This is a genomic window from Microbacterium paludicola (assembly GCF_039529675.1).
GTDB classification, from domain to species: domain Bacteria; phylum Actinomycetota; class Actinomycetes; order Actinomycetales; family Microbacteriaceae; genus Microbacterium; species Microbacterium paludicola.
On record NZ_BAAANG010000003.1, the window covers coordinates 246680 to 271313 of the forward strand.

Annotated in this window: 24 protein-coding genes; 21 read left to right on the plus strand and 3 right to left on the minus strand. The window is 71.7% G+C overall.

Translation table 11 applies throughout. The features are described from left to right. Nucleotides 1-220 precede the first annotated feature (220 nt). The 8 genes from rpsA (at nt 221) to ABD161_RS03985 (ending at nt 10121) form a co-directional block, all read left to right on the plus strand. Nucleotides 221-1672, plus strand: coding sequence for a 30S ribosomal protein S1 (gene rpsA, locus ABD161_RS03950; protein WP_343999879.1), 1452 nt, complete (start codon nt 221-223; stop codon nt 1670-1672). Between the two features lie 182 nt (nt 1673-1854). Further along, complete coding sequence (locus tag ABD161_RS03955; protein WP_343999881.1) at nt 1855-3225, plus strand: HNH endonuclease signature motif containing protein; 1371 nt, start codon at nt 1855-1857, stop codon at nt 3223-3225. A 151-nt stretch (nt 3226-3376) separates the two neighbouring features. Continuing rightward, entirely contained in the window at nt 3377-4366 is a 990-nt protein-coding gene (locus ABD161_RS03960) for an ABC transporter ATP-binding protein (RefSeq protein WP_343999883.1), read from the plus strand. Then, a complete protein-coding gene (locus ABD161_RS03965; protein ID WP_343999885.1) occupies nt 4363-5403 on the plus strand; it encodes an aliphatic sulfonate ABC transporter substrate-binding protein in 1041 nt (346 codons plus the stop codon). Before ABD161_RS03960 ends, ABD161_RS03965 begins: the two co-directional genes overlap by 4 nt. A gap of 23 nt (nt 5404-5426) precedes the next feature. Then, the gene (locus tag ABD161_RS03970) at nt 5427-6239 is read left to right on the plus strand and encodes an ABC transporter permease (RefSeq protein ID WP_343999888.1); all 813 of its coding nucleotides are present in this window, start codon (nt 5427-5429) and stop codon (nt 6237-6239) included. Continuing rightward, nucleotides 6236-8236, plus strand: coding sequence for an acetate--CoA ligase (gene acs / locus ABD161_RS03975; RefSeq protein WP_425560771.1), 2001 nt, complete (start codon nt 6236-6238; stop codon nt 8234-8236). Before ABD161_RS03970 ends, acs begins: the two co-directional genes overlap by 4 nt. Then, entirely contained in the window at nt 8233-9582 is a 1350-nt protein-coding gene (locus ABD161_RS03980) for an O-acetylhomoserine aminocarboxypropyltransferase/cysteine synthase family protein (RefSeq protein ID WP_343999893.1), read from the plus strand. Before acs ends, ABD161_RS03980 begins: the two co-directional genes overlap by 4 nt. Next, complete coding sequence (locus tag ABD161_RS03985) at nt 9579-10121, plus strand: CoA-binding protein (RefSeq protein WP_343999894.1); 543 nt, start codon at nt 9579-9581, stop codon at nt 10119-10121. The genes ABD161_RS03980 and ABD161_RS03985 overlap by 4 nt, the downstream gene beginning before the upstream one ends. A 13-nt stretch (nt 10122-10134) precedes the next feature. On the opposite strand, the gene ABD161_RS03990 is transcribed toward ABD161_RS03985, so the two are convergent. Continuing rightward, nucleotides 10135-10497, minus strand: a complete 363-nt coding sequence (locus tag ABD161_RS03990; protein WP_135113632.1) for a VOC family protein — start codon at nt 10495-10497, stop codon at nt 10135-10137. A gap of 102 nt (nt 10498-10599) precedes the next feature. On the opposite strand from ABD161_RS03990, the gene ABD161_RS03995 reads away from it, so the two are divergent. From ABD161_RS03995 to ABD161_RS04040, 10 genes are all read left to right on the plus strand, one after another. Continuing rightward, a complete protein-coding gene (locus ABD161_RS03995; RefSeq protein ID WP_209306733.1) occupies nt 10600-11253 on the plus strand; it encodes an HAD-IA family hydrolase in 654 nt (217 codons plus the stop codon). A 132-nt stretch (nt 11254-11385) separates the two neighbouring features. Further along, nucleotides 11386-13056, plus strand: coding sequence for a TIGR04028 family ABC transporter substrate-binding protein (locus tag ABD161_RS04000; RefSeq protein WP_343999899.1), 1671 nt, complete (start codon nt 11386-11388; stop codon nt 13054-13056). A gap of 10 nt (nt 13057-13066) precedes the next feature. Then, nucleotides 13067-14041, plus strand: a complete 975-nt coding sequence (locus ABD161_RS04005; protein WP_343999901.1) for an ABC transporter permease — start codon at nt 13067-13069, stop codon at nt 14039-14041. Continuing rightward, nucleotides 14038-14883: an ABC transporter permease gene (locus ABD161_RS04010; protein WP_343999903.1), complete on the plus strand. Its 846-nt coding sequence runs from the start codon at nt 14038-14040 to the stop codon at nt 14881-14883. Before ABD161_RS04005 ends, ABD161_RS04010 begins: the two co-directional genes overlap by 4 nt. Next, a complete protein-coding gene (locus tag ABD161_RS04015) occupies nt 14880-16523 on the plus strand; it encodes a dipeptide ABC transporter ATP-binding protein (RefSeq protein ID WP_343999905.1) in 1644 nt (547 codons plus the stop codon). Before ABD161_RS04010 ends, ABD161_RS04015 begins: the two co-directional genes overlap by 4 nt. Beyond that, complete coding sequence (locus ABD161_RS04020) at nt 16520-17563, plus strand: putative FMN-dependent luciferase-like monooxygenase (RefSeq protein WP_343999907.1); 1044 nt, start codon at nt 16520-16522, stop codon at nt 17561-17563. Before ABD161_RS04015 ends, ABD161_RS04020 begins: the two co-directional genes overlap by 4 nt. 42 nt (nt 17564-17605) lie before the next feature. Then, entirely contained in the window at nt 17606-18226 is a 621-nt protein-coding gene (locus ABD161_RS04025) for a CMD domain protein (protein ID WP_343999909.1), read from the plus strand. Beyond that, nucleotides 18223-18849, plus strand: coding sequence for an alkylhydroperoxidase domain protein (locus tag ABD161_RS04030; RefSeq protein ID WP_343999911.1), 627 nt, complete (start codon nt 18223-18225; stop codon nt 18847-18849). Before ABD161_RS04025 ends, ABD161_RS04030 begins: the two co-directional genes overlap by 4 nt. After that, nucleotides 18846-19493 (plus strand): VOC family protein, encoded by a 648-nt coding sequence (locus tag ABD161_RS04035; RefSeq protein WP_343999914.1) that lies wholly within the window; start codon nt 18846-18848, stop codon nt 19491-19493. The genes ABD161_RS04030 and ABD161_RS04035 overlap by 4 nt, the downstream gene beginning before the upstream one ends. After that, complete coding sequence (locus ABD161_RS04040) at nt 19490-20806, plus strand: amidohydrolase (RefSeq protein WP_343999916.1); 1317 nt, start codon at nt 19490-19492, stop codon at nt 20804-20806. The genes ABD161_RS04035 and ABD161_RS04040 overlap by 4 nt, the downstream gene beginning before the upstream one ends. Nucleotides 20807-20827: 21 nt before the next feature. Here the strand turns inward: ABD161_RS04040 and ABD161_RS04045 are convergent, their stop codons facing one another. Further along, nucleotides 20828-21439, minus strand: a complete 612-nt coding sequence (locus tag ABD161_RS04045) for a LysE family translocator (RefSeq protein ID WP_343999918.1) — start codon at nt 21437-21439, stop codon at nt 20828-20830. Between the two features lie 59 nt (nt 21440-21498). Here ABD161_RS04045 and ABD161_RS04050 point away from each other — a divergent pair, with 59 nt between their 5' ends. Next, nucleotides 21499-21930: a DUF1761 domain-containing protein gene (locus ABD161_RS04050; RefSeq protein ID WP_343999921.1), complete on the plus strand. Its 432-nt coding sequence runs from the start codon at nt 21499-21501 to the stop codon at nt 21928-21930. 42 nt (nt 21931-21972) lie between these two features. After that, entirely contained in the window at nt 21973-22569 is a 597-nt protein-coding gene (gene coaE, locus ABD161_RS04055) for a dephospho-CoA kinase (RefSeq protein ID WP_343999924.1), read from the plus strand. 2 nt (nt 22570-22571) lie between these two features. On the opposite strand, the gene ABD161_RS04060 is transcribed toward coaE, so the two are convergent. Continuing rightward, nucleotides 22572-23213 (minus strand): GntR family transcriptional regulator, encoded by a 642-nt coding sequence (locus ABD161_RS04060; RefSeq protein WP_343999926.1) that lies wholly within the window; start codon nt 23211-23213, stop codon nt 22572-22574. A gap of 159 nt (nt 23214-23372) precedes the next feature. Between ABD161_RS04060 and ABD161_RS04065 the strand changes: the two genes are divergently transcribed. Continuing rightward, nucleotides 23373-24632, plus strand: a complete 1260-nt coding sequence (locus ABD161_RS04065) for an NRAMP family divalent metal transporter (protein WP_343999928.1) — start codon at nt 23373-23375, stop codon at nt 24630-24632. Nucleotides 24633-24634: the final 2 nt, after the last annotated feature.

Sequence of the window (24634 nt, forward strand, 5' to 3'; positions counted from 1 at the left end):
GACGAGAGGCCGATGCGTTCGGCATCCGGACCCCCGATTCTGGTACCCTGGACTGTCACGCGTGTGCGCGTCGTCCGGGCTGTCCCGGAACGGACCCACGCGAGACGTACGAACACAATCCAACTGCCGCGGCTCGACCGTGGTCCCGCGCGTCCGGACATCCGGGGGTGTGAGACCGAGCCAAGGCCCGAGAAAACCTCCAACAAGGACAACCCACTACATGACTAACGCAACGACCGCCCCGGCCACCAAGCAGGTCGCGATCAACGACATCGGCTCTGCTGAGGACTTCCTGGCCGCGGTCGAGAAGACCCTCAAGTCCTTCAACGACGGCGACATCATCGAGGGCACGATCGTCAAGATCGACCGCGACGAAGTGCTGCTGGACGTGAGCTTCAAGACCGAGGGTGTCATCCCCTCGCGCGAGCTCTCCATCAAGCACGACGTCGACCCCAACGAGGTCGTCAGCGTCGGTGACGTCGTCGAGGCCCTCGTTCTCCAGAAGGAGGACAAGGAAGGCCGTCTGATCCTGTCGAAGAAGCGCGCGCAGTACGAGCGCGCCTGGGGCGACGTGGAGAAGATCAAGGAGAACGACGGCGTCGTCACCGGCACCGTCATCGAGGTCGTCAAGGGTGGCCTCATCGTCGACATCGGCCTCCGCGGCTTCCTGCCGGCCTCGCTCATCGAGCTGCGCCGCGTCCGCGACCTCACGCCGTACCTCGGCCAGGAGATCGAGGCCAAGATCCTCGAGCTCGACAAGAACCGCAACAACGTCGTGCTGTCGCGCCGCGCCCTCCTCGAGGAGACGCAGTCGGCCACGCGCACGCAGTTCCTGAACAACCTGCACAAGGGTCAGGTCCGCAAGGGCGTCGTCTCGTCGATCGTCAACTTCGGTGCGTTCGTCGACCTGGGCGGCGTGGACGGCCTCGTGCACGTCTCCGAGCTCTCGTGGAAGCACATCGAGCACGCCTCCGAGGTCGTCGAGGTGGGCCAGGAGGTCACCGTCGAGATCCTCGAGGTCGACCTCGACCGCGAGCGCGTCTCGCTGTCGCTCAAGGCGACGCAGGAGGACCCGTGGCAGGTCTTCGCCCGCACCCACGCGATCGGTCAGATCACGCCGGGCAAGGTCACCAAGCTCGTTCCGTTCGGTGCGTTCGTCCGCGTCGCGGACGGCATCGAGGGCCTCGTGCACATCTCGGAGCTGTCGGCCAAGCACGTCGAGCTCGCCGAGCAGGTCGTGTCGGTCGGCGAAGAGGTCTTCGTCCGCGTCATCGACATCGACCTCGACCGTCGCCGCATCTCGCTCTCGCTCAAGCAGGCGAACGAGATGGTCGACCCCAACGGCACCGAGTTCGACCCGGCGCTGTACGGCATGGTCACCGAGTACGACGAGAACGGCGAGTACAAGTACCCCGAGGGCTTCGACCCCGAGACCAACCAGTGGCTCGAGGGCTTCGACGAGGCCCGCGAGAAGTGGGAGCAGGAGTACGCCGCTGCTCAGGCTCGCTGGGAGCAGCACAAGACGCAGGTCGCCAAGGCCATCGAGGCAGAGGCAGAGGCGGGCGACGAGTTCGCCGCCGGCCAGTCGTTCAGCTCGGAGTCGGCCGGCGCCGGCACCCTTGCCGACGACGAGGCCCTCGCCGCGCTGCGCGAGAAGCTGGCCGGTCGCTGATCCTCAGCTGACTGACTGACACGGGGTCGGATCCTTCGGGATCCGGCCCCGTTTCTCGTTCTGCGGGCGGCTGCGGGCCGGGCCTCTCGTCCACAGGATCGGGTCGGGCGGGGTTATCCACGGATGAGCGGTTCTCTCCGCTGACCTGGGAGAATGTCGGTGGTCCGCGGTTGAATTGCAGCATGGACTTCCTCACCGAGCTGCAGGGCCGCGTCGACGCTGTGACGTCGATGACGGTGCCGGATGCCGCCGCGGTGAGGGCGCTTCCGGACGACGCGGTGATCGCGCTGATGCGGGCCGGGGCAGACCTCGTGCGCTTCGGTCAGGGGATCCAGGCCGTCGCGGCGGGCGTGGCCGCGTCGCGGTCGCGGCCGGCGGACGGGCACGGCGGGCTGGCGCAATCGCGCGGGCACCGCAACGCGGTCGAGATGGTGCAGGGGCTGTCGGGCGGGTCGAAGGCGGACGCGGCCCGGCAGGTGCGGATTGGGCAGGCCCTGCTGGAGGGCGTTGCCGATGCTTCGCCGGACGACGCCGCCGGGCCGGTGGAGACGTGGCACGAGTGCCTGGATCGCGCGCTGCGGGAGGGAGCGTGCACCGCGGCGCAGATGGACGCGATCCTCCGCGGGCTCGGGGTTCCGCCCGAGGGAGCGGTGGACGTCTGGCGCCTCGCGTGCGAGCAGCTGCTGCTCGAGGTGCCGCACCGCACTGTCGAGGACCTGCGCCTCGCGGCGCAGAGCGTGCGGGATGGGCTCGACCCGGAGGGCGCGGAGGAGCGGTTCCTGGCGCGGTTCGAGCGCCGGTCGTTCCGGATGTGGACCGATGCCGACGGCGTCCAGCGGGCGTCCTTCGCGTTCGACGATGACGGCGCCGCCCTGCTGCGGTCGGTGATCGCCGCGGCGATGCGTCCGCGGCGAGGAGGTCCACGGTTCGTTGACTCTGCAGAACGGGAGCGGGCAAAGGCGCTGGTGGAGGATCCGCGCTCCAACGAGCAGCTCGCCTATGACGTGATCCTGGGTGTGCTGCGCGCCGGGGCGGTCGCCGACGCCGAGAAGGTGTTCGGCACCCGGCAGCCCGGCGTGCGAGTCGTCATCGTGAAGGGCGCCCCGGTCGGGCACACCGAGGACGGCGGGCATCCGCTGCCCGCGCCGGCGGTCGAGCAGCAGATCTGCGACACCGGGGTGAGGGAGGTCACGGTCGACTCGTGCGGGAACCCTCTGGATGTGGGCAGGGAGCAGCGGCTGTTCACGCCGAAGCAGCGCATCGCCCTGGCGGTGCGCGACGGCGGATGCACCTGGCCGGGGTGCGGGATGCAGGCCTCCTACTGCGAGGCGCATCACATCGACGAATGGTCCGCGCACAAGGGTCGCACCGACGTCGGCCGCGGGGTGCTGCTGTGCCGGTTCCACCACATGAACCTCCATCACCGCGGGCATCGGATCACCCGCGATGCGCTCGGACCGTTCGTGCTCCACCCGCCCGGCGGGCCGCCGGTGGAGCTGCGATCCCGCTCGCCGCTGCGCTGGATGTGGGATCCACCACCGCGGGCCGCGTGAGGCGCTGCTCGGTGACGAGCTGCCGATCGACCGCCTGCGGGTGACACCCGCCGGAACCCCATCTACCGCCGATCTGCCCGAATGGGCGGACTGTGTCGCAATGTTGCACCCGGATTCGTGAGCCGAGACACAAAACGCAAGCATTGTGCTCATGCCCTCCGCCGTCGCCGTGCCAGAGACCGCTGCGTCGACGCGTGCCGGGGCCGGCGCCGTGAGTCTCACGGAGGTCGGCCGCGCGTTCGCGTCGCCGACGGGCACCCGCGAGGTGCTGCAGGGCGTCGACATCCGGATCGCGCCCGGCGAGATCCTGTCGGTCATCGGCCCCTCGGGCTGCGGCAAGTCGACGCTGCTGCGCCTCATCGCGGGCCTCGACGCCCCGAGCACCGGCTCCATCGCGGTCGACGGCACGTCGATCAGCGACACCGACGAGCGGACCGCCGTCGCCTTCCAGGAGCCGCGCCTGCTTCCCTGGCGCACGCTCGCCCAGAACGTCGAGCTCGGCCTGCCGCGCGAGACCCAGCGCAGCGGCGCGGGCCGGCGCGCCGGACGCGAGCGCGTGCGCGAGCTTCTGCACCTCGTGGGCCTCGACCACGCGGCCGACCAGCGCCCCCGCGAGGTCTCCGGCGGCATGGCGCAGCGGGCGTCGCTCGCCCGCGCGCTCGCCCGCAACCCCGACGTGCTGCTGCTTGACGAGCCGTTCGGCGCGCTCGACGCGCTCACCCGCCTGCGCATGCAGGACCTGCTGCTCGACATCCACGCGGCGCAGCCGACGACCATCGTGCTCGTCACCCACGACGTCGAGGAGGCGCTGTACCTCGGCGACCGGGTGCTGCTGCTCCGCTCGCTGCACGCCCCCGCGGTCGATGCCCCGGCGGCCGAGGTCCGTGCGCGCGTGCTCGCCCTCGGCTCGGGCGCCGGCATCGGCGCATCCGGTGCGGCGCTGCCCGCCGCCGTCGAGCGGCACCTGGCGCCTCCGGCGCCGGCCGCGTCCGCCGGATCCATCGCCCGGGTCGTCACCGTCCCTGGAACACGACCTCGCGACCGTGCGGACCGCACGCTCGCGGACCTGCGCGCCACCCTCCTCGAGGGACTCGGCGTGCCCACCCATCACCACCAGCTCGCATCCAAGGAGAACCGATGAGCACCGTCATCCGCCGCACAGCCCCCGCGATCCTCCTCACGGGCGCCATGGCGATGCTCGCCACGGGATGCGTTGCCGGTGAGAACGCCGCGGCTCCCGCCGACGCCTCCGGTGCCGAAGCCCCCGGCGAGTGGTCGACCGACACGGTCACCGTCGACTGGGCGACCTACAACCCGCTCAGCCTTGTCGTGAAGGACCAGGGTCTCATCGAGGAGGCGCTCGGCGACGACGTCACCGTCGAGTGGGTGCAGTCCGCCGGATCGAACAAGGCGAACGAGCTGCTGCGCTCCGGATCGGCGGACATCGCCTCGACCGCCGGCTCGGCCGCGCTGTTCGCGCGCGCCAACGGCTCGCCCATCAAGGTCATCGACATCTACTCGCAGCCCGAGTGGTCGGCGATCGTCGTCGGCGCGGACAGCGACATCACCTCGGCCGAGCAGCTCGAGGGCGCCTCGATCGCCGCGACGAAGGGCACCGACCCGTACTTCTTCCTGCTGCAGGCGCTCGAGGAGGCCGGCCTGTCGGTCGACGACGTCGAGGTGCAGAACCTGCAGCACGCCGACGGCCGCGCGGCCCTCGAGGGCGGCTCGGTCGACGCGTGGGCGGGCCTCGACCCGATCATGGCGGCCGCCGAAGTCGAGTCGGGCGCGAAGCTCATCTACCGGAACGTCGACTTCAACACGTACGGGTTCCTGAACGCGACCGAGGAGTTCATCGACAACCACGGCGACGTGGCGCAGGTCGTCGTCGACGCGTACGAGGAGGCCCGCGCCTGGGCCCTTGAGCACCCGGAGGAGACCGCGGCGCTGCTCGCGGAGGCCGCCGGCATCGCCCCCGAGGTCGCCGCCACCGTCATCCAGGAGCGCTCGAACCTGGATGTCTCGGGTGTGCCCGGTGAGGACCAGCTCGCGGTCCTCGAGAAGATCGCGCCGGTGATCGTCGACTCCGGCGACGTCGCCGGCGGCGAGCAGGCCGTCGCGGACGCCCTCGACTCGATCGTCGAGGACAGCTTCGCGAAGCAGGCAACGGGCAAGTGACGTCCCAGCCGAACGCTGCGGCGGTGGGCGGCGACGCCCCCGCCGCCGCGGCGCGCGCGGACGCGGCAGCCCGCCCGTTCTGGACGCGGCGATCGACCCGCATCCTCGGCGGCCTGCTGCTGCCCGTGCTGGTCATCCTGGTCTGGCACCTCGTCACGGCCGGCGGCCTGGTGCCCGCCTACCGCCTTCCCGGGCCCTTCGCCGTGGTGCAGGCGGCCGGCCAGCTGCTCGAGAACGGCGACCTGGGCCTGCACATCGCGATCTCGACGCAGCGCGTCGTGATCGGCTTCCTTGCCGGCGCGGTGATCGGCCTGGCGGCCGCGTCGATCGTCGGCCTGTCGCGGCTGGGCGACATCCTGCTCAGCCCGACGCTCGTCGCGCTGCGCGCCGTGCCGTCGCTCGCGTGGGTGCCCCTGCTGATCCTGTGGCTGCGCATCGGCGAGGAGTCGAAGATCACGCTCATCGCGATCGGCGCGTTCTTCCCTGTCTACACGACCGTCGCCGCGGCGCTGCGCCGCGTCGACCCGCACCTCGTCGAGGCCGGCCGCTCGTTCGGCCTGCGCGGCTGGTCGCTGCTGCGCACGATCCAGCTTCCCGCCGTCGTCCCCTCGCTCGTCTCGGGCCTGCGACTGGCGATGGCGCAGGCATGGCTCTTCCTCGTCGCGGCCGAGCTGCTCGGCGCCTCGATGGGCCTCGGCTGGCTGCTGTCCGACTCGGGAACGACGGGACGCGTCGACCGGATCCTGCTCGCGATCGTGCTGCTCGCGCTGCTAGGCACCCTGACAAATGCGCTGCTCGTGCTGTTCGAGCGCGCCGTGCTGCGGAGGTGGCTGTGAGCGAGACCGTGATCGACGAGGCCCGCCTCACCGAGACCCGCGCCTACCCGGCGCCGGCCGACTTCGCCGCGCAGGCCAACGTCGGCGCGGAGGCGTATGACCGGGCGGCCGCCGATCCGGTCGCCTTCTGGGAGGAAGCCGCCCGGCGTCTCGACTGGGCCGAGACCTGGCACACCGCGCACGAGTGGCAGCCGCCGCAACCCGGCGCGGACGGCGCGCTGAGCGTCCCCGCCGCGCGGTGGTTCGTCGGCGGGCGCCTCAACGTCGCGTACAACTGCGTCGACCGCCACGTCGAGGCGGGCCGCGGCGACAAGGTCGCGCTTCACTTCGAGGGCGAGCCCGGCGACCGCGTCGCCGTGACCTACGCCGACCTGCAGCGCCGCGTCTCGCAGGCGGCGAACGGCCTGCTGTCGCTCGGCATCGAGCCCGGCGACCGCGTGGTCGTCTACCTTCCCGTCCTGATCGAGACGGTCGTCACCGCGCTCGCGTGCGCGCGGATCGGCGCCGTGCACTCCCTGGTGTTCGGCGGCTTCTCGGCCGAGGCGGTGCGATTCCGGATCGAGGACACCGGCGCGAAGCTGCTCGTCACGAGCGACGGACAATGGCGCCGCGGCAGCGCCGTGGAGGTCAAGTCGGCCGCCGACAGGGCCGCCGCCGACGTGCCGCACCTCGAGCACGTGCTCGTCGTGCGCCGCACGGGCCAGGACGTCCCGTGGACGGACGGGCGGGACGTGTGGTGGCACGACGTGGTCGACACCGCCCCCGAGACGCACGAGCCCGTCGCGTTCGACGCCGAGCATCCGCTGTTCATCATCTACACCTCCGGCACGACCGGGAAGCCGAAGGGCCTCGTGCACACGTCCGGCGGCTACCTGACGCACGCGAGCTGGGCGCACTGGGCGCACTTCGACGCGAAGCCGGATGACGTCCACTGGTGCACAGCGGATCTCGCGTGGGTCACCGCGCACACCTACGAGCTGTACGGCCCGCTGTCGAACGGCCTGACCCAGGTGATCTACGAGGGAACGCCCGACACCCCCACGCAGGAGCGGCACCTCGAGATCATCCAGCGCTACGGCGTGACGGTGTACTACACGGCGCCCACGCTGATCCGGACGTTCATGACCTGGTGGGGCGAGCGGATCCCCGAGGGGTACGACCTGTCGACGCTGCGGCTGCTGGGCACGGTGGGCGAGGCGATCAACCCCGAGGCGTGGGTGTGGTTCCGCCGCAACCACGGCCGCGACGAGCTTCCCGTGGTCGACACCTGGTGGCAGTCGGAGACGGGCGCCGCGATGATCGCGCCGCTGCCCGGCGTCACGACGCTGAAACCGGGATCGGCCACGGTGTCGCTCCCCGGCATCGATGCGGCCGTCGTCGACGAGAGCGGCGAGCCCGTCGCACCGGGACGATCCGGCACGCTCGTCGTGCGGCGCCCGTGGCCGGGAATGGCCCGCACCGTGTGGGGGAACCCGGAGCGCTACCGCGACTCGTACTGGGCCCCCTACGCGGGCAAGGGCCCGCACGGCGGCTACTACGTCGCGGGTGACGGCGCGACGGTGGACGAGGACGGCTACATCTGGATCCTCGGCCGCCTCGACGACGTCGTGAACGTGTCGGGCCACCGGCTCTCCACCATCGAGATCGAGTCGGCGCTCGTCGCGCACCCCGCCGTCGGCGAGGCGGGCGTCGCGGGCGTCGCTGATCCGCTCACCGGACAGGCGGTCGCGGCGTTCGTCGCCGTCCGCGAGCCGGTCGACGTGGACGCGCTGCGCGCCCAGGTCGCCCGCGACATCGGACCCGTCGCGAAGCCGAAGCACGTCGTCTTCGTCCCCGAGCTGCCGAAGACGCGCTCGGGCAAGATCCTGCGCCGCCTGCTCGCGCAGCTGTGGCAGGGCGACCCGCTCGGAGACACCACGTCGCTGCAGAACCCGTGGGCCGTCGACGGCGTCCGCGCCGCGGTGGCTGCCGCTCAGAACCAGAAGGAGACCGCATGACCGAGTCGAGATCCGAGGAGCACCGTTTCGGGTTCCGCACCCGCGCGCTGCATGCCGGCGGCTCGCCCGACGCCGCCACCGGCGCCCGCGCCGTGCCGATCTACCAGACGACGTCGTTCGTGTTCGACGACGCGAAGGACGCCGCGAACCTGTTCGCGCTGCAGAAGTACGGGAACATCTACTCGCGCATCGGCAACCCCACGGTCGCGGCCCTCGAGGAGCGCCTCGCCTCGCTCGAGGGCGGGATCGGCGCCGTCGCCACCGCGAGCGGCATGAGCGCCGAGTTCATCACGTTCGCCGCGCTCGTCGGCGCCGGCGACCACGTTGTCGCCTCGGCGCAGCTGTACGGCGGCACCGTCACGCAGCTGGACGTCACCCTGCGCCGGTTCGGCGTCGACACCACGTTCGTGGCCTCGAGCGACCCGGCCGACTTCGCCGCCGCCATCCGGCCGAACACGAAGGTCGTCTACACCGAGGTGATCGGCAACCCGGGCGGCGAGGTCGCCGACATCGCGGGCCTCGCGGAGGTCGCGCATGCCGCGGGCGTGCCTCTCGTCGTCGACTCCACGCTCGCGACCCCGTACCTCACGCGGCCCCTCGAGCACGGCGCCGACATCGTCATCCACTCGGTGACGAAGTTCCTCGGCGGCCACGGGACGACCCTGGGCGGCATCGTGATCGAGGCCGGCAGGTTCGACTGGGGCAACGGGAAGTTCCCCACGATGACCGAGCCCGTGCCGTCGTACGGCGGCATCAGGTGGTGGGACAACTTCGGCGAGTACGGGTTCCTCACGAAGCTCCGCAGCGAGCAGCTGCGCGACATCGGTCCCGCGCTGAGCCCGCAGGCCGCGTTCAACCTGCTGCAGGGAGTGGAGACGCTGCCGCAGCGGATCGACGCGCACGTCGCGAACGCGCGGGTGGTCGCGGAGTGGCTGTCGACCGATCCGCGGGTGTCCTTCGTGACGTGGGCGGGGCTCGAGGGTCACCCGCACCGCGAGCGCGCCGAGAAGTACTTCCCGCTCGGGCCCGGCTCGGTGTTCGCCTTCGGGGTGAACCCCGCGGGCGAGCACGCCGACGACGACGCGCGCGCGGCTGCCGCGCGCGCCGCGGGGGAGACCTTCATCGACTCCGTGCGGCTCGCGTCGCACCTCGCGAACATCGGCGACGCGCGTACCCTGGTGATCCATCCGGCATCCACGACGCACCAGCAGCTCACGCCCGAGCAGCTCGTCGCCGCCGGGGTCCCGGCCGACCTGATCCGCATCTCGGTCGGACTCGAGGACGCCGAGGACATCATCTGGGACCTGGATCAGGCCCTCACGCAGGCGACGGGAGTCACGCGATGAGCAACGCCGGACTGGTGGCCTGCGAGCTGCCCTGGGCGAAGGAGCCGGTCGCCGGCCGCACGTGGGTCGGACCGGGCGCGCAGGAGCGCTACGACATCCTGCGCCGCACGAAGTCGATCGCGATCGTCGGGGCGTCCGACAACCCCGCGCGCGCGAGCTTCTTCGTCGCGACCTACCTGCTGTCGAGCTCGCCGTACGACGTGTACTTCGTCAACCCGCGGGCGACGACGATCCTGGGTCGCCCGGCGTACGCGTCGCTGGCCGACCTGCCGGTGGTGCCGGACCTCGTGGATGTGTTCCGTCGTGACGAGGACCTCCCGGGCGTCGCACAGGAGGCGGTCGACGTCGGCGCCAAGACGCTGTGGCTGCAGCTCGGGTCGTGGAACGAGGAGGCCGCGGCGATCGCCGAGGCCGCCGGGCTCGCGGTCGTGATGGATCGTTGCGTCAAGATCGAGCACGCCCGCTTCCACGGCGGCCTTCACCTCGCCGGCTTCGACACCGGCGTGATCAGCTCGAAGCGCCAGCTGCTCTCGCGCTGACGTCGGACGGCGGTCAGCCCTCCATGCTGCCTTCGAAGAGACCGAGGACGTTGCCGTCGGGGTCTTCGAACAGGGCCCACCAGCTCGTCTCGGTGATCGCCTCGCGCTCCTTGAGAACCTTGCCGCCGTTGGCGGTGACCTTCGCCAGCGTGTCGTCGATCGAGTCGACCTCGACGATCGAGCGCGGCTGCGTGAAGCCGTCCTCGCGCGGCGTCAGCGCACCGCCCGAGATCTTGTTGGGGTTCTGCCACATCGGATACTCCTCGAACCCGGGCGGCGCACTGATCTCCCAGCCGAACAGATCGGCGTAGAAGTCCTTCGCGCTCTCCAGGTCGTTGACCGGGATCTCCAGGTGGGTGACGTCGCCGTGTGCCATGACTGACCTCTCTCGCGTATCCGGGGTGGACGCGCTCACCGTATTCCCCACCGCCGACACCGGCAAGGGCGGGGCCGTCGCGAACCCGGGTAGCGTGCTGGTGTGACGATCACCCTCGAAGCGCGAGCCGTGCTGCTGGACATGGATGGGACCCTCGTCGACTCGACCGCCGTCGTCGAGCGGCTGTGGCTCGAGTGGACCGAGAAGCAGGGCCTGGATCCGGACGCCGTCCTCGCACTTGTGCACGGGCGTCAGGCGACGAACAGCATGGCGGTGCTGCTGCCGGACCGGCCGGTGGAGATCAACCTCGCGGAGTCGCGCGAGATGCTCGCACGCGAGACGGCCGAGACCGACGGTGTCGTCGAGATCCCCGGGGCCGCGGCCCTGCTGCGGGCCCTGAAGGATGCGCCGCACGCGCTCGTGACGTCGGCCGACCTCGGGCTCGCCCGTGCGCGCATGACGGCCGCCGGTCTCGACGTCCCCGAGATCGCCGTGACCGCGGACGACGTGCGCGCGAGCAAGCCACATCCGGAGGGCTTCCTGCGGGCCGCCGAGATCCTGGGGATCACTCCCGCCGACTGCGTTGTGTTCGAGGACTCGCACGCGGGGATCCAGGCCGCGCGCGCCGCCGGAATGCGCGTCATCGGGGTGGGAGCGGCCGCCGTCGCGCACGACCCGACGCACGCCGTCGCCGACCTGCGGCAGGTGTCGGCGACGCGCACCGACGACGGCATCCTGCTGACGATCGACGCCTGAACTCCCGGGCGCCGACGGGCGCATCCGGCCGTCGCCCCTCGCTGTGTGACGTCGCATGAAGCGCGCCGCGCACGACTCCCTATGGACATGGTGAACTGGCGCCACAGCCCCTGTACACGAGGAGACTCCACCATGTCCCGAACCCCCCGCATCCGCGCCCCGCGTCTGCTTCGCGCCACGATCGCCCTGGCGGCCGTGACGGCCATGGTCGCGGGCTGTGCGGCGGGCACGCAGAGCGAGACCGGAGCCGCGCCGGGGGAGCCCAAGGCCGGCGGCACGCTCACGTACCTCGAGCCGCAGACGTGGACGACGCTCTACCCGCCGTCCGCCGGTTTCTACCCCAACGGCGGCATCGTGAACAACATCACCGACCGCCTGCTGTACCAGAACCCCGAGACGCTCGAGCTCGAGCCGTGGATCGCCACCGACCTGCCCGAGGTGAACGAGGACGCGACCGAGTACACGTTCGACATCCGGCAGGGCGTCACCTACTCCGACGGCACGCCGCTGGATGCCGAGAACGTCGTGAAGAACTTCGACCTGTACGGCAAGGGCGACACCGATCGTGCGCTGCCCGTGTCCGAGGCGATCAACAACTACGACCACGGCGAGGTCGTCGACGAGGACACGGTGAAGTTCCACTTCTCCGCTCCCGCGCCGGGCTTCGCGCAGGCGGTGTCGACCATCAACTCCGGCCTGGTCTCGAATGCCACGCTCGAGAAGACGAACGAGGAGTTCGGCCCGGGCAACGCGACGACGGTCATCGGATCCGGTCCGTTCGTGATCTCGGACGAGAAGATCGGCACCGAGCTGTCGATCACGGCCCGTGAGGACTACGACTGGGCGCCGCCCTCGCTCGAGCACCAGGGCGCCCCGCTGCTCGAGGGCGTGACCTACACGGTCGCGGGGGAGAGCAGCGTGCGCGTCGGCACCGTCGTCGCCGGTCAGGCGGACATCGCGCGCGACGTGTACGCGCCCGACGAGGCGCAGTTCGCGGCCGACGGCCTCGCGCTTCACTCGGCGAGCACCAACGGCGTGAACAACGGCTTCAGCCTGCGGTTCCGCAACGAGGTGCTGTCCGACCTGAAGGTGCGCCAGGCGATCATCGCCGGCGTCGACCGCGAGGCGATCGTCTCGACGCTGTTCTCCGACAGCTACCCGCTCGCGACCGGCGCGCTCGCCCACACTGCCCTCGGCTACCTCGACACCTCGGAGTACTACGCGTACGACCCCGAGAAAGCCGCCGCGCTGCTGGACGAGGCCGGATGGACCGTCGGATCGGACGGAATCCGCGAGAAGGACGGTCAGCGCCTCAGCCTGACGTTCAACGAGGCGCTGCCGCAGCCGCGCTCGAAGGACGTCGTCACGCTCGTGCAGGAGCAGCTCGCGCAGATCGGCATCGAGGTCGAGCTCTTCCCCGGCGACCAGGCCGCGCAGACCGAGGCGTCGCTCTCGGCCGACACGATCCAGGTGTACCACTCGATGGTCGGCCGTGCGGACTTCGACGTGATCAAGTCGCAGTTCCACAGCGACAACCGCAACGCGCTGCTGAACCGTTCGAACGAGGACGACAGCGTCGGCGATCCCGAGCTCGACGCGCTGCTCGAGGCGATCGCGTCGGCCCCCACGACCGAGGAGCGGCAGGCCGCGTCCGAGGCGGCGCAGCGTCACATCGCCGAGAACGCGTACTTCCTGCCGATCTTCGAGGAGCCGCAGGTGTTCGGGCTCCGCGCCGACGTGCAGGGCTTCGCCACCGAGTCGGTCGGCCGTCCGTGGTTCTACGCCGCGTGGCTCGACCGCTGACCCGCGCCGGATGGGCTACATCCTCAGGCGGGTGGGGCAGGCGCTTCTCGTCCTCGCCCTCACGTACACCGTCGCGTACCTGCTGCTGGCGGCGCTCCCCGGCGACGCGGTGCTGGCGCGCTTCGGCAGCCCGGAGCTCGGCCTCTCGCAGGAGCAGCTGGCCGAGATCCGGGCGACGTACGGCGCCGATCGCAGTCTGATCGAGCGGTACGTCGACTCGACGCTGGGGGTGCTCCGCGGCGAGTTCGGCTACTCCGTGGCGAACGGCGCCGCGGTCGGTGCGCTGATCGCGACGTCGCTCCCGCCGACGCTCATCCTCGCGTCGCTCGGGCTCGGGGCGGCCGTGTTCCTCGCGGTCACGATCGCCTTCACGGCCACGTACGGCGGCGCCACCTGGCTGCGGCGGCTGTTCCGGGGGATCCCGCCGTTCCTCGTCTCGCTGCCGGTGTTCTGGATCGGCATCGTGCTCGTGCAGGTCTTCTCGTTCCGGCTCGGCTGGGTGCCGGTGATCGGCGCGGATCCGGTCGAGGCGCTCATCCTGCCGGTCGTGACGCTCGCGATCCCGATCGCGGCCCCCCTCGCCCAGGTGCTGATGCGCAGCATCGACGAGGTGCGCGAGCAGCCGTTCGTCACGGTCGTCAAGGCGCGTGGCGCGAGCACGTCGTGGCTTGTGTGGCGCACCGTCGCCCGCAACGCGCTCGTTCCCACGCTGACGATGGCGGGACTGCTGTTCGGCGAGCTCGTCGGCGGTGCGGTGGTCACCGAGGCGGTGTTCGCGCGCGCGGGTCTCGGCCAGCTCACGGCGCAGGCCGTCGCCAACCGCGACACCCCCGTGCTGCTGGCGGTCGTGATCCTCTCGACCGTCGTGTTCGTGGCGATCAACCTCGTGGTCGACCTGCTGTACCCCGTGCTGGATCCGCGCCTGCGACGGGGATCCGGCATCCGCCGATTCGCCGACGCGGCGAAGAAGGAGGTGGTCGCATGACGCTCGCCGTCTCCGCCCCGCGCGGCCTCGCCCGCATCGACTGGCGCGCCCTGCTGCGCCCCGGCACGCTCATCCCGATCCTCGTCATCCTCGCCGCGCTCGCGTGGGCTCTCGCGCCGGGACTGTTCGCGCCGGGAAGCCCCACCGAGTCGTCCGGGGTCGCGCTGCAGGCGCCCAGCGCCGCGCACATCTTCGGCACCGACGCCACCGGCCGCGACCTGTACACCCGCGTGGTGCACGGCGCGTCGCAGTCGATCACCGCCGCGGTCGTCGCCGTCGCCGTCGGCCTCATCGCCGGCACCGCGATCGGCGTGACCGCCGGCGCGGTGGGCGGAGCGCTCGAGGAGATCCTGATGCGCCTCGTCGACGTGCTGCTCGCGATCCCGGCCCTGCTGCTGTCGCTGAGCGTCGTGATCCTGCTCGGCTTCGGCACCACGAACGCGGCCATCGCGGTCGGCGTGACCTCGATCGCGGTGTTCGCGCGGCTGGCGCGATCCCAGGTCGTCAGCGTGCGCTCGACGGAGTTCGTTGAGGCGGCGTACGGCTCCGGCGGCACGTTCGTCGGAGTGCTGTGGCGGCACATCCTGCCGAACTCCCTCACGCCCGTGATCGCGCTGGCGGCGCTGCAGCTGGGCTCCGCGATCCTGCAGATCTCGACGCTCGGGTTCCTCGGGTACGGCGCACCGCCGCCCACGCCCGAGTGGGGTCTGCTGATCGCCGAGGGCCGCAGCTACGTCGCGACCGCATGGTGGCTCACGGTGCTCCCCGGCGCCGTCGTGGCGCTCGTTGTGCTGGCGACGAACCGCCTGAGCCAGGCGATCGGACGAGAGGACCGCGCATGACGCTGCTGGAGATCCGCGACCTGCGGGTCGCATACCGCACCTCGCGCGGCGAGGTCACCGCCGTGGACGGCGTCTCCTTCGACGTCGAGCCGGGCCGGACCACGGCGCTCGTCGGCGAGTCCGGATCCGGAAAGTCCACCGTCGCGCAGTCGGCGATCGGCCTGCTCGCCCGCAACGGGCGCATCGCGGACGGATCCATCCTGCTGAACGAGCGCAAGAGCGGCGCGACCGAGCTCGTCGGCCTCTCGGAGCGCCGCTGGCGCGGGCTGCGCGGGCGCTGCGTCGCGCTGATCCCGCAGGATCCGGGCACGTCTCTCAACCCCGTCGCGACGATCGGATCGAGCGTGAGCGAGGCGCTGCGGATCCACGGCTGGAAGGACCGCAGGAAGATCGAGGCGCGTGTGCTCGAGCTGCTCGAGCGCGTCGACATCGACGACCCCGAGCGCCGCGCCCGCCAGTACCCGCACGAGCTCTCCGGCGGCATGCGTCAGCGCGTGCTGATCGCCGCGGCGCTCGCGCTCGAGCCCGAGCTCGTGATCGCCGACGAGCCGACGAGTGCGCTCGATGTGACCGTGCAGCGCCGCGTCCTCGACCTGCTCGACAAGCTGCGCACCGAATCGGGAAGCGGCGTGCTGTTCATCACTCACGACCTCGCGGTCGCCGCCGACCACTCCGACTCGATCGTCGTGATGCGCGGCGGTCGCGTCGAGGAGACCGGCCCGTCGGCGCGCGTGCTCACGACGCCGGACGCCGCGTACACCCGCACGCTGCTGGCGGATGCGCCGTCGCTCGCCCGCATCGTCGAGCGCGTTCCGCACGAGGCCGCGCCGGGGGAGCGCCCCCTGGTCGAGGTGCGCGGCCTGCGTCAGGAGTTCCGCGGCACCGGACAGCAGCCCTTCGTCGCGGTCGACGACGTCTCGTTCACGGTCGCACGCGGCACGACGCACGCGCTCGTCGGCGAGTCCGGATCCGGCAAGACCACGACGGGGCGCAGCATCGCGGGCCTGAACCGCCCGACGGGCGGATCCATCCGCGTCGGCGACGTCGACGTGACCGCCAAACACGACGCGCGCGCCTTCCGGCGGGTCGCGCAGCTGGTGTACCAGAACCCGTACGGTTCCCTGGATCCGCGCCAGACGATCGGGCGGATCCTCGCCGAGCCGCTCGAGAACTTCGGCCTCGGAACGCGCACCCAGCGCGCCGAGAAGGTGGCGCACCACCTCGACCTCGTCGCGCTCGCTCCCGAGATCGCGCACCGGCGTCCCGCCGAGCTGTCGGGGGGTCAGCGGCAGCGCGTCGCGATCGCCCGCGCGCTGATCCTCGAACCCGAGCTCGTGGTGCTGGACGAGGCGGTGTCGGCGCTCGACGTGACCGTGCAGGCGCAGATCCTGCGGCTGCTCGCGCGGCTGCAGGACGAGCTGTCGCTCACGTACGTGTTCATCTCGCACGACCTCGCGGTCGTGCGCCAGATCGCCGACACCGTGTCGGTGCTGCAGCGGGGAAGGCAGGTCGAGCACGGCGCCACGGCGCGCGTGTTCGCATCGCCCGAGCACCCGTACACGCGCCGGCTGCTGGACGCGATCCCCGGCGCGGCACTCCGCCCCGCCCTCACGACACCACACCAGGAGGAGAGCGCATGACCGGCCCCCGCATCGGATTCTTCACGAGACTGCTGGAGGACGCCCCGGCCGCCGACCGGTATCGCTTCGCGCTCGAGCAGATCGCGCAGGCCGAGCGATCCGGCTTCGCCTCGGCCTGGGTGGCGCAGCATCACTTCGGCGAGACGGAGGGTGGGCTGCCGTCCCCGTTCGTGCTGCTCGCCGCGGCCGCCGAGCGCACGTCGCGCATCGCCCTCGCGACCGGCGTCGTGACGCTGCCGATCGACGACCCCCTGCGTGCGGCGGAGGACGCGAGCGTGCTCGACGCGCTGAGCGGCGGGCGCGTGCAGCTCGGTGTCGCCTCCGGCGGCACCCCGTCGTCCTTCGCGCCGTTCGGTCGCGATCCGCAGCAGCGACGGGAGATCTTCGCGGAGCACTTCGCGGTGTTCCGGGATGCGCTCGCGGGCCGCGGCATCCGGGGCACCGACGCGCGCATCTATCCCGCGGCGGGGGACCTCGACCGCCGGATCTGGCAGGCGACGTTCTCGGTCGAGGGCGGCATCCGCGCCGGGCGCGACGGCGACGGCCTGCTGCTGTCGCGGACGCAGCCGCGTCCCGGCGCACAGGACCTGCCGCTTCACGAGGTGCAGCTGCCGATCATCGACGCGTACCGCGACGCGCTGCCCGAGGGGGCGCCGTTCCGCGTGCTCGCGTCCCGCACGGCGGTCGTCGTGGACGAGGAGAACCGCACGCGCGTGCTCGAGCTCGCCGAGCCCGGCCTGCGCGAGCTCGCGGAGGGAATGCTCGGCATCGACACGTCGGGCCTCGGCATCGACGACCTGGCGCGCCTGACCGACTCGCACATCGGCACTCCCGACGAGGTGGCCGCCTCCCTCGCGGCGGATCGCGCGATCGCCGCGTCGACGGACGTGTCGTTCCAGATCCACTCGGTCGACGCGCCGCACGAGATGACGCTGCGCTCGCTCGAGCTGCTCGCCACCGAGGTCGCGCCGCGCCTCGGCTACGACGTCGGAGACGAGGCGGCGGAATCCCTGCGCGCCGTCCACCGGATCCACGCCTGAGCTCCACCTGAGCAACCGTCCACCGAGAACAGAAGGAGCCCGATGAGCACCGACATCATCGACCTGCTCGCCGGCATCGCCCCGGGCAGCCCGCTGCAGGACGTGCGCGCCCTGCGCCCGCAGGCGAAGGAGAACGCGCAGCTGAGCTTCGAGGCCCTGCTCGAGCCCGCCGATCCCGGAACGTTCCCGCTCTCCGAGCGGTACGCGGTCGCCGCGTTCGTCGCACAGCGGCACGGGTTCGAGCAGGCGGCGTCGTTCTACGCCGACCTGCTCGGCGACGAGGCGCCCGAGCTCGTCGAGGCCGTCGCCGCCGCGGCGGCCGACGGCGCGGGCTCGGGTCCGTACGGCGTGTACCGCGAGCCCGGACTTGCGTCCGAGAGCACGCCCGGCCCTGTCTGGGAACCGGCCGAATCGCTGGGGCTCGGCGCGCGTCTCACCTCCGCGCTCGCGCACACCCACCTCCTTGTGTTCCGCCCGCGCGAGTCGGCTCCGGACGCGCTGCGGGAGCTCGTCGCGACCGGCTGGTCGGCCGACGACATCGTGAAGCTCTCGCAGCTCGTGGCGTTCCTGACCTTCCAGCTGCGCGCCGCCTGGGGGCTGCGCGTACTCGCGGAGAATCCGGCATCATCCGAAGCAGCGACCGTCGAAGGAGCCCAGCGATGACCGACCTCGTCACCGACCACCCCGCCCTCGCGCGCCCGGATCGCTTCACTCAGGAGGGCCTCGGCTGGGTGCCCTGGCTCGCGCCCGTGGCGGAGGAGGAGCTGACCCCCGAGCAGCACAACGCGCTCATCCAGCCGGCGCGGGCGAAGATGCCGTACTTCCGGCTGCTCGCACGCGACCCCGCGGCGCTCAAGGCCCGCACCCTGACCGACCTCGACATCTTCTTCAACACCTCGGGCGGGGTCGGCCGCGCCGAGCGCGAGCTGGCGGCGGCCGCGACGTCGCGCCACAACGGCTGCGTGTTCTGCGCCTCGGTCCACGCGGCCGCGGCGACGCGCGAATCCGGGCGCGGCGACGACGTGCAGCGCCTGCTCGACGAGGGCGTCGGCGCCGACGTCGGCGACGAGCGCTGGAACGCGGTCGTGTCCGCGTCGGTCTCGCTCGCCGAGACGCCGCTGTCCTTCGGCGGCGACGACATCGCGCGGCTGCGCGCGGCGGGCTTCGACGACGCGGAGATCCTCGACATCGTCAACGGCGCGGCGTTCTTCAACTGGGCGAACCGGCTGATGCTGTCGCTCGGCGAGCCCGAGGTCCCCGCGCGCCGGGCGGAGGCCGGCCGGTGAGCGTACCGCGCCTGCTCGATCACGTCGTCATCGCGGGGCCCGACCTCGGCGAGGTCGTCTCGTGGTTCGCCGAGCGCACGGGCGTCACGGCGGCGCCGGGCGGCTCGCACCCCACGGGCACCGCGAACGCGCTCGTCGCGCTGACGGTCGATGGCCGCCGCGTTCCGCACTACGTCGAGCTGATCGGACCGGATCCGGCCGTGCCGCACGAGACGGCGCCGACGACGTTCGGGATCCACGAGCTCGACGGCCCGCGGATCGTCACGTACGCGATCCATCCCGACGACATCGACGGCGTGGTGGCCGGGTCGCGCGAGCGCGGCTACGACCCGGGCGACGTGTGGGACCTGTCGCGGCGCCGTCCCGACGGCGTGCTGCTCGAGTGGCGCCTGACGCGCGGCGACGCCGGCTTCCAGGCGCCGTTCCTGATCGACTGGGGCGCGACCGAGCAGCCCGGCCTGAGCGACATCCCGACGCTCGAGATCGTGTCGTTCGAGCGCGTCGAGCCGGACCCCGAGCCGCTGCGGGCGATCCACGCCGCGCTCGGCCTGCCGGACGGATCCGTCGCGGACGTCGTCGAGGGCGAGCCCGCCCGGTACCGGCTCACGGTGCGCACCGCGGATGGCGAGACGGTGACGCTGTGACGGATCCGCTCGAGACGTATCTCGAGTACCAGCGCCGCACCGCCGCCGAGGCGACGCCCGAGCCGGTGGTCGAGGCGTCGGCGTTCGACGGCGCGGGAGAGGCCGTGCGCGCCGAGCTCTCCGGTGCGGTCGACGCGCTGCGGCCCGAGCTCGAGGCGCTCGCTGTCGCGCTTCACGACGATCCGGAGATCGGCTTCGAGGAGCATCGCTCGGTCGCGCGCGTCGCCGCGCTGCTCGCACGGCAAGGCATCGAGCCCGAGGTGGGGGCGTACGGCCTCGACACCGCGCTGCGCGCGACGGTCGGCACCACGGGCCCGCACTTCGCGCTCATCGCCGAGTACGACGCGCTGCCGGGCGTCGGCCACGCGTGCGGGCACAACATCATCGCCGGCGCGGCCGTCGGGGCGTTCCTCGCCGCGGCTCCGGTCGTCGAGCGTCTCGGCGGGCGCCTGTCGCTGATCGGCACGCCGGCCGAGGAGAACGGCGGCGGCAAGGAGCTCATCCTGCGGGCCGGTGGCTTCGACGACGTCGACGCGGCCGGAATGGTGCATCCGGGGGCGGCGACCGAGTCGATCGTCGGCCACCGCACGACGGGCGTGCGCCGGGTGGCCGTCACGTATCACGGGCGTGCGAGCCACGCCGCGGCCGCGCCGTGGCTGGGGCTCAACGCGCTCGACGCGGCGGTGACGGCCTACCAGGGCGTCGCGCAGCTGCGGCAGCACATCCTGCCGATCGACCGCGTCCACGGCATCATCACCGACGGCGGCGCCGCGCCGAACGTCGTGCCCGAGCGCGCCTCGGCCCTGTTCTACGTGCGTTCGGCCGGAATCGACACGCTGAAGGCCCTGACGGACCGCGTGGTCGCGGTGCTCGAGGCGGCCGCGCTCTCGACGGGCACGCGCGCCGAGCTCGTCGTCGACCCCGTGCCGCCGTATCTGCCCCTCGAGGTCAACATCGAGCTCACCCGGCGGTGGGCGGTCGCGCTGCGCTCGCGCGGCCATGTGCTCCCGCCTCCGCCGCTCGTGACGCCGCAGGGCGGGGCGTCCACCGACATGGGGAACGTCAGCCAGTACGTTCCCTCGATCCACCCGTCGATCGGGCTCGGCGGACCGGATGACATCCGGCCGCACAACCCGGCGTTCGCTGAGTGGACCGTCCACCCGCCCGCGTTCGACGCCCTCGCCGACGCCGCCACGGGCCTCGCGGTCGCGGCGGTCGACTACCTCGCCGATCCCGCGCTCCGCGCGGCCGTCACCCGCGAGTTCGAGGCGAAGGGCGGACGCTTCCGCTGGGACGACGGATCCGGGCACTGATCCGGCGCCGGAACCACAGGCTCAGCGCGATTCGACGGCGAGGCGGCCCGCGAGCAGCAGGTAGGTCGCGGCGAACGTGCGCCGCAGCCAGGCCATGACCTTCGGGCGCGTGATGACCTGCGTGCGCATGGTCGCGGCGAATGTGCCGTAGAGCGCGAAGACCACGAAGGTCACCGCCATGAACACGAGGCTGAGGCCCGTCATCTGCCACGTCGCATCGGCGGCGCCGGCGGGAACGAACTGCGGCAGGAACGCGAAGAAGAAGATCGTGAGCTTCGGGTTGAGCAGGTTGATGAGCACCGCGGTCCGGATGACGCGCCAGAACGACACCGGAGCGTCCGAGCCGTCGACGTCGATCAGCGACCGGTCGCGCAGCGTCTGCCAGGCGAGGTACAGCAGGTAGGCGACGCCGAGCCACTTGACCGTCTCGAACGCGACCGCCGATGCGTTCAGGATGGCCGCCAGCCCCGTGATGGCGGCCACCATGTGGGGGAGGACACCGAGCGTGCACCCGAACGCCGCGATGACGCCCGCCCTGGTGCCACGGGTGAGGCCGGCAGCGATGGAGTACACCGCGCCGGTGCCCGGCGTGGCCACCACGACGAGCGTGGTGAGGAGGAACACGACGCTCATCCGGAGCCCTTCTGATCGGTTCCCCACGCACAGTACTCCGCGGGCGATACAGTCAGCGCATGATTCCCGAGATCAACTACTGGACCGTCATCCTCGCGACCCTGTCGAGCATGGTGGTCGGCTCGGTCTGGTACGCGCCGAAGGTGTTCGGCACGCGCTGGGCGAAGCTCGCGAACGTGTCGATGGTGGGCACCGGCAAGGACGCCGTCGTGCCGATCGCCGTGACCGTGCTGGTCAGCTTCGTCACCGCCTGGGTGCTCGCCGGCGCCGCGACGATCGCGTGGCACTTCTACGAGGGCAGCTACTTCGCCTCGGCGCTGGTGACGGCGATCCTGCTGTGGGCCGGATTCACCGCCGCCCGCCTCATCACGCACGACGCGTTCGAGGGCCGGCCATCGGGGCTCACCGTCATGAACATCGCGCACGAGCTCGTCACGATCGTCGTCATGGCGATCATCATCGGCGTCTGGCCGCCCGCGGGCACGGTCTGACGCGCGACTCCCGCTCGTGAGCGGCGGTGGAAGACTGGGCCCATGCCACTCATCGCGCTGACGGGCGGGATCGCCTCCGGGAAGTCGACGATCGCACGGCGGCTCGCCGAGCACGGTGCGGTCGTGATCGACGCCGACGCGCTCGTGCGCGAGCTGCAGCAGCCGGGACAGCCGGTGCTGGCGGCCATCGCCGCGGAGTTCGGCGACGGCGTGCTGACGCCGTCGGGAGAGCTCGACCGGGCGGCGCTCGGGGCGATGGTGTTCGGCGATCCCGAGCGGCTGGCGCGGCTCAACGGCATCGTCCACCCGGCGGTGAAGGCCGAGTCGCAGCGGCGGTTCCGCGCGGCGCTGGATGCCGATCCCGACGCCGTCGTCGTGTACGACGTGCCGCTGCTTGCCGAGGCGAGGGGCACGGGGGAGTGGGACAGGGTCGTCGTCGCCCACGCGCCGGCCGACGTCCGCGTCGCCCGCATGATCGAGCACCGTGGCATGACGGAGCAGGATGCGCGCTCCCGCGTCGCGCGTCAGGTCTCGGACGAGGAGCGGCTCGCGCTCGCCGACGTTGTGATCGACACGTCCGGCACGATCGACGACACGCTGGCGCAGGCGGATGCGCTGTGGCGGGAGCTGCGCGGCTGAGGTCAGCCCCGGTGCTGACGCGTGAACGCGCCGAGCACCGTCTGCTCGGAGTACACGAGGTAGTCGTGCAGCTCCTGCGCCGCGGCCGCTCCGCCGCGCGTCAGGAACGTCTCGAGCAGCTCCCGGTTGCGGCTCACGAACGGCGCGTGCAGCGCCTCCGGGCTGTCGATCTCGAGGAACGCGAGCCGCAGCTCCGCGGCGATGTCGCGGTACAGGCGGCCGAGGCGCGGACTGTCGGCAAGCGCCACGATCGCGCCGTGGAACGCCATGTTCGCGGTGCCGACGGCGCGCCAGTCCCGGGCCTCGAGGCCCGCCTCGCTGCGCTCGACCGCCGCGGTCATGTCGGTCACGGCCGGGTGCAGGGGTGAGCCGGCCGCGAGCGCCGCCTGCTCGATATAGCGCCGCGCCCGGTAGATGTCGACGACGTCGGCCACGGTCGGGGACGCGACCGACACGCCCCGGTGCGGGACGTGCTCGATCAGCCCCTGCTCGGAGAGCACGCGGAACGCCTCGCGCAGGGTGTTGCGGGAGACGCCGAGCAGCTCGGCCAGCGCGGTCTCCGACAGGCGCGTGCCCGGCGCGAACTCGCCCAGGATGATCCGCTCGCGCAGCGCATCGGCGAGGGTCTCGTCGGGAGCGGGCATGGAGGAATCCTATGGCCGCCTCGCCGGACGAGATGTCACGCGGATGAAACACGATCGACTTTCATTGTTGAACAATCCGTGGGATGTTGTTCCACACATCGTCGTGAGCCCCACCGCGACGCGTCACCCCGCCGACCGTCTTCCCCCAGGAGCGTAGACATGACCGACACGACCACCACCACCGAGCGGGCGGCGGGCTTCGTCCGCTCTCGCCGCGGAGCGATCCTCGGCGCGATCTTCCTGATGGCCACGTCGGCCATCGGCCCCGGCTTCATCACCCAGACCGCGACGTTCACGGCCCAGCTCGGCGCCGCGTTCGCCTTCGCGATCCTCGCGTCCGTGCTGATCGACTTCGCACTGCAGATGAACGTGTGGCGCCTGATCACAGTGTCCGGCAAGCGGGCCGGCGAGCTGGCGAACGCGGCGATCCCGTACTCGGGACACGTTCTCTCGGTGCTCATCGTGATCGGCGGGCTCGCCTTCAACATCGGCAACATCGCGGGCGCCGGCCTGGGCATGAACGCGCTGCTCGGCATCGACCCCAAGATCGGCGGCCTCATCTCGGCGCTGCTCGCGATCGGCATCTTCCTGTTCAAGCGCGCCGGCAGGATCGTCGACGCCGTCGTGCTGGTGATGGGCGTCGGGATGGTCGTCCTCACCGTGATCGTCGCGTTCGCGTCGCAGCCGCCGATCGGCGACGCGCTGCGGCAGACGCTCGTGCCCGACGAACTGAACTTCGCCACGATCACGACCATCGTGGGCGGCACCGTCGGTGGCTACATCACGTACGCGGGGGCCCACCGCTACCTCGACTCCGGCCACGTGGGCGCGGAGAACGTGCCCGCCGTCCACCGCGCGTCGGTCATGGGCATCCTCGTGACGGGCATCATGCGCTACGTCCTTTTCCTCGCGATCCTGGGCGTCGTGGCGTCCGGCGTCGCGCTCGACCTGTCGAGCCAGGCGGCCAACCCCGCCGGCCAGGCGTTCGGCGCCGTGCTCGGCGATGCGGGCATCCGGATCTTCGGCGCGATCTTCTGGACCGCGGCCATCACCTCGGTGATCGGCGCCGCCTACACGTCGGCGACGTTCATCTCGACGTTCTCGAAGCGGCTGGTCTCGGGCTGGGGCCTGCAGCTGGCGACCGTGGCGTTCATCGCCGTCTCGCTCGTGTTCTACCTGCTGATCGGCGCCGCCCCGGCCGCGATCCTCGTGTTCGTCGGCGGGTTCAACGGCCTGATCCTGCCGATCGGCATGACGATCTTCATGTACATCGGCTGGTTCCGGCAGCGCGATCTGCTCGGCGGCTACCGCTACCCGATCTGGCTCCTGATCGTCGGCACGCTCGCGACCCTGCTGAGCTGGTACATGGGCGCCGTCTCGATCGGACCCATCTTCGCGTTCATCGGCATCGGAGGCTGAGC

Excerpts from the sequence above, each read along its gene's own strand:
- ABD161_RS03955 (WP_343999881.1), top strand. The coding sequence starts at position 1,855 with ATGGACTTCCTCACCGAGCTGCAGGGCCGCGTCGACGCTGTGACGTCG.
- ABD161_RS04020 (WP_343999907.1), top strand. The coding sequence starts at position 16,520 with ATGACCGGCCCCCGCATCGGATTCTTCACGAGACTGCTGGAGGACGCC.
- coaE (WP_343999924.1), top strand. The coding sequence starts at position 21,973 with ATGCCACTCATCGCGCTGACGGGCGGGATCGCCTCCGGGAAGTCGACG.
- ABD161_RS04065 (WP_343999928.1), top strand. The coding sequence starts at position 23,373 with ATGACCGACACGACCACCACCACCGAGCGGGCGGCGGGCTTCGTCCGC.
- ABD161_RS04050 (WP_343999921.1), top strand. The coding sequence starts at position 21,499 with ATGATTCCCGAGATCAACTACTGGACCGTCATCCTCGCGACCCTGTCG.
- ABD161_RS04030 (WP_343999911.1), top strand. The coding sequence starts at position 18,223 with ATGACCGACCTCGTCACCGACCACCCCGCCCTCGCGCGCCCGGATCGC.
- ABD161_RS03990 (WP_135113632.1), bottom strand. The coding sequence starts at position 10,497 with ATGGCACACGGCGACGTCACCCACCTGGAGATCCCGGTCAACGACCTG.
- ABD161_RS04025 (WP_343999909.1), top strand. The coding sequence starts at position 17,606 with ATGAGCACCGACATCATCGACCTGCTCGCCGGCATCGCCCCGGGCAGC.
- ABD161_RS04015 (WP_343999905.1), top strand. The coding sequence starts at position 14,880 with ATGACGCTGCTGGAGATCCGCGACCTGCGGGTCGCATACCGCACCTCG.
- ABD161_RS04010 (WP_343999903.1), top strand. The coding sequence starts at position 14,038 with ATGACGCTCGCCGTCTCCGCCCCGCGCGGCCTCGCCCGCATCGACTGG.
- ABD161_RS04005 (WP_343999901.1), top strand. The coding sequence starts at position 13,067 with ATGGGCTACATCCTCAGGCGGGTGGGGCAGGCGCTTCTCGTCCTCGCC.
- ABD161_RS03965 (WP_343999885.1), top strand. The coding sequence starts at position 4,363 with ATGAGCACCGTCATCCGCCGCACAGCCCCCGCGATCCTCCTCACGGGC.
- ABD161_RS03985 (WP_343999894.1), top strand. The coding sequence starts at position 9,579 with ATGAGCAACGCCGGACTGGTGGCCTGCGAGCTGCCCTGGGCGAAGGAG.
- ABD161_RS04045 (WP_343999918.1), bottom strand. The coding sequence starts at position 21,439 with ATGAGCGTCGTGTTCCTCCTCACCACGCTCGTCGTGGTGGCCACGCCG.
- ABD161_RS03980 (WP_343999893.1), top strand. The coding sequence starts at position 8,233 with ATGACCGAGTCGAGATCCGAGGAGCACCGTTTCGGGTTCCGCACCCGC.
- ABD161_RS03960 (WP_343999883.1), top strand. The coding sequence starts at position 3,377 with ATGCCCTCCGCCGTCGCCGTGCCAGAGACCGCTGCGTCGACGCGTGCC.
- ABD161_RS04060 (WP_343999926.1), bottom strand. The coding sequence starts at position 23,213 with ATGCCCGCTCCCGACGAGACCCTCGCCGATGCGCTGCGCGAGCGGATC.
- ABD161_RS04000 (WP_343999899.1), top strand. The coding sequence starts at position 11,386 with ATGTCCCGAACCCCCCGCATCCGCGCCCCGCGTCTGCTTCGCGCCACG.
- rpsA (WP_343999879.1), top strand. The coding sequence starts at position 221 with ATGACTAACGCAACGACCGCCCCGGCCACCAAGCAGGTCGCGATCAAC.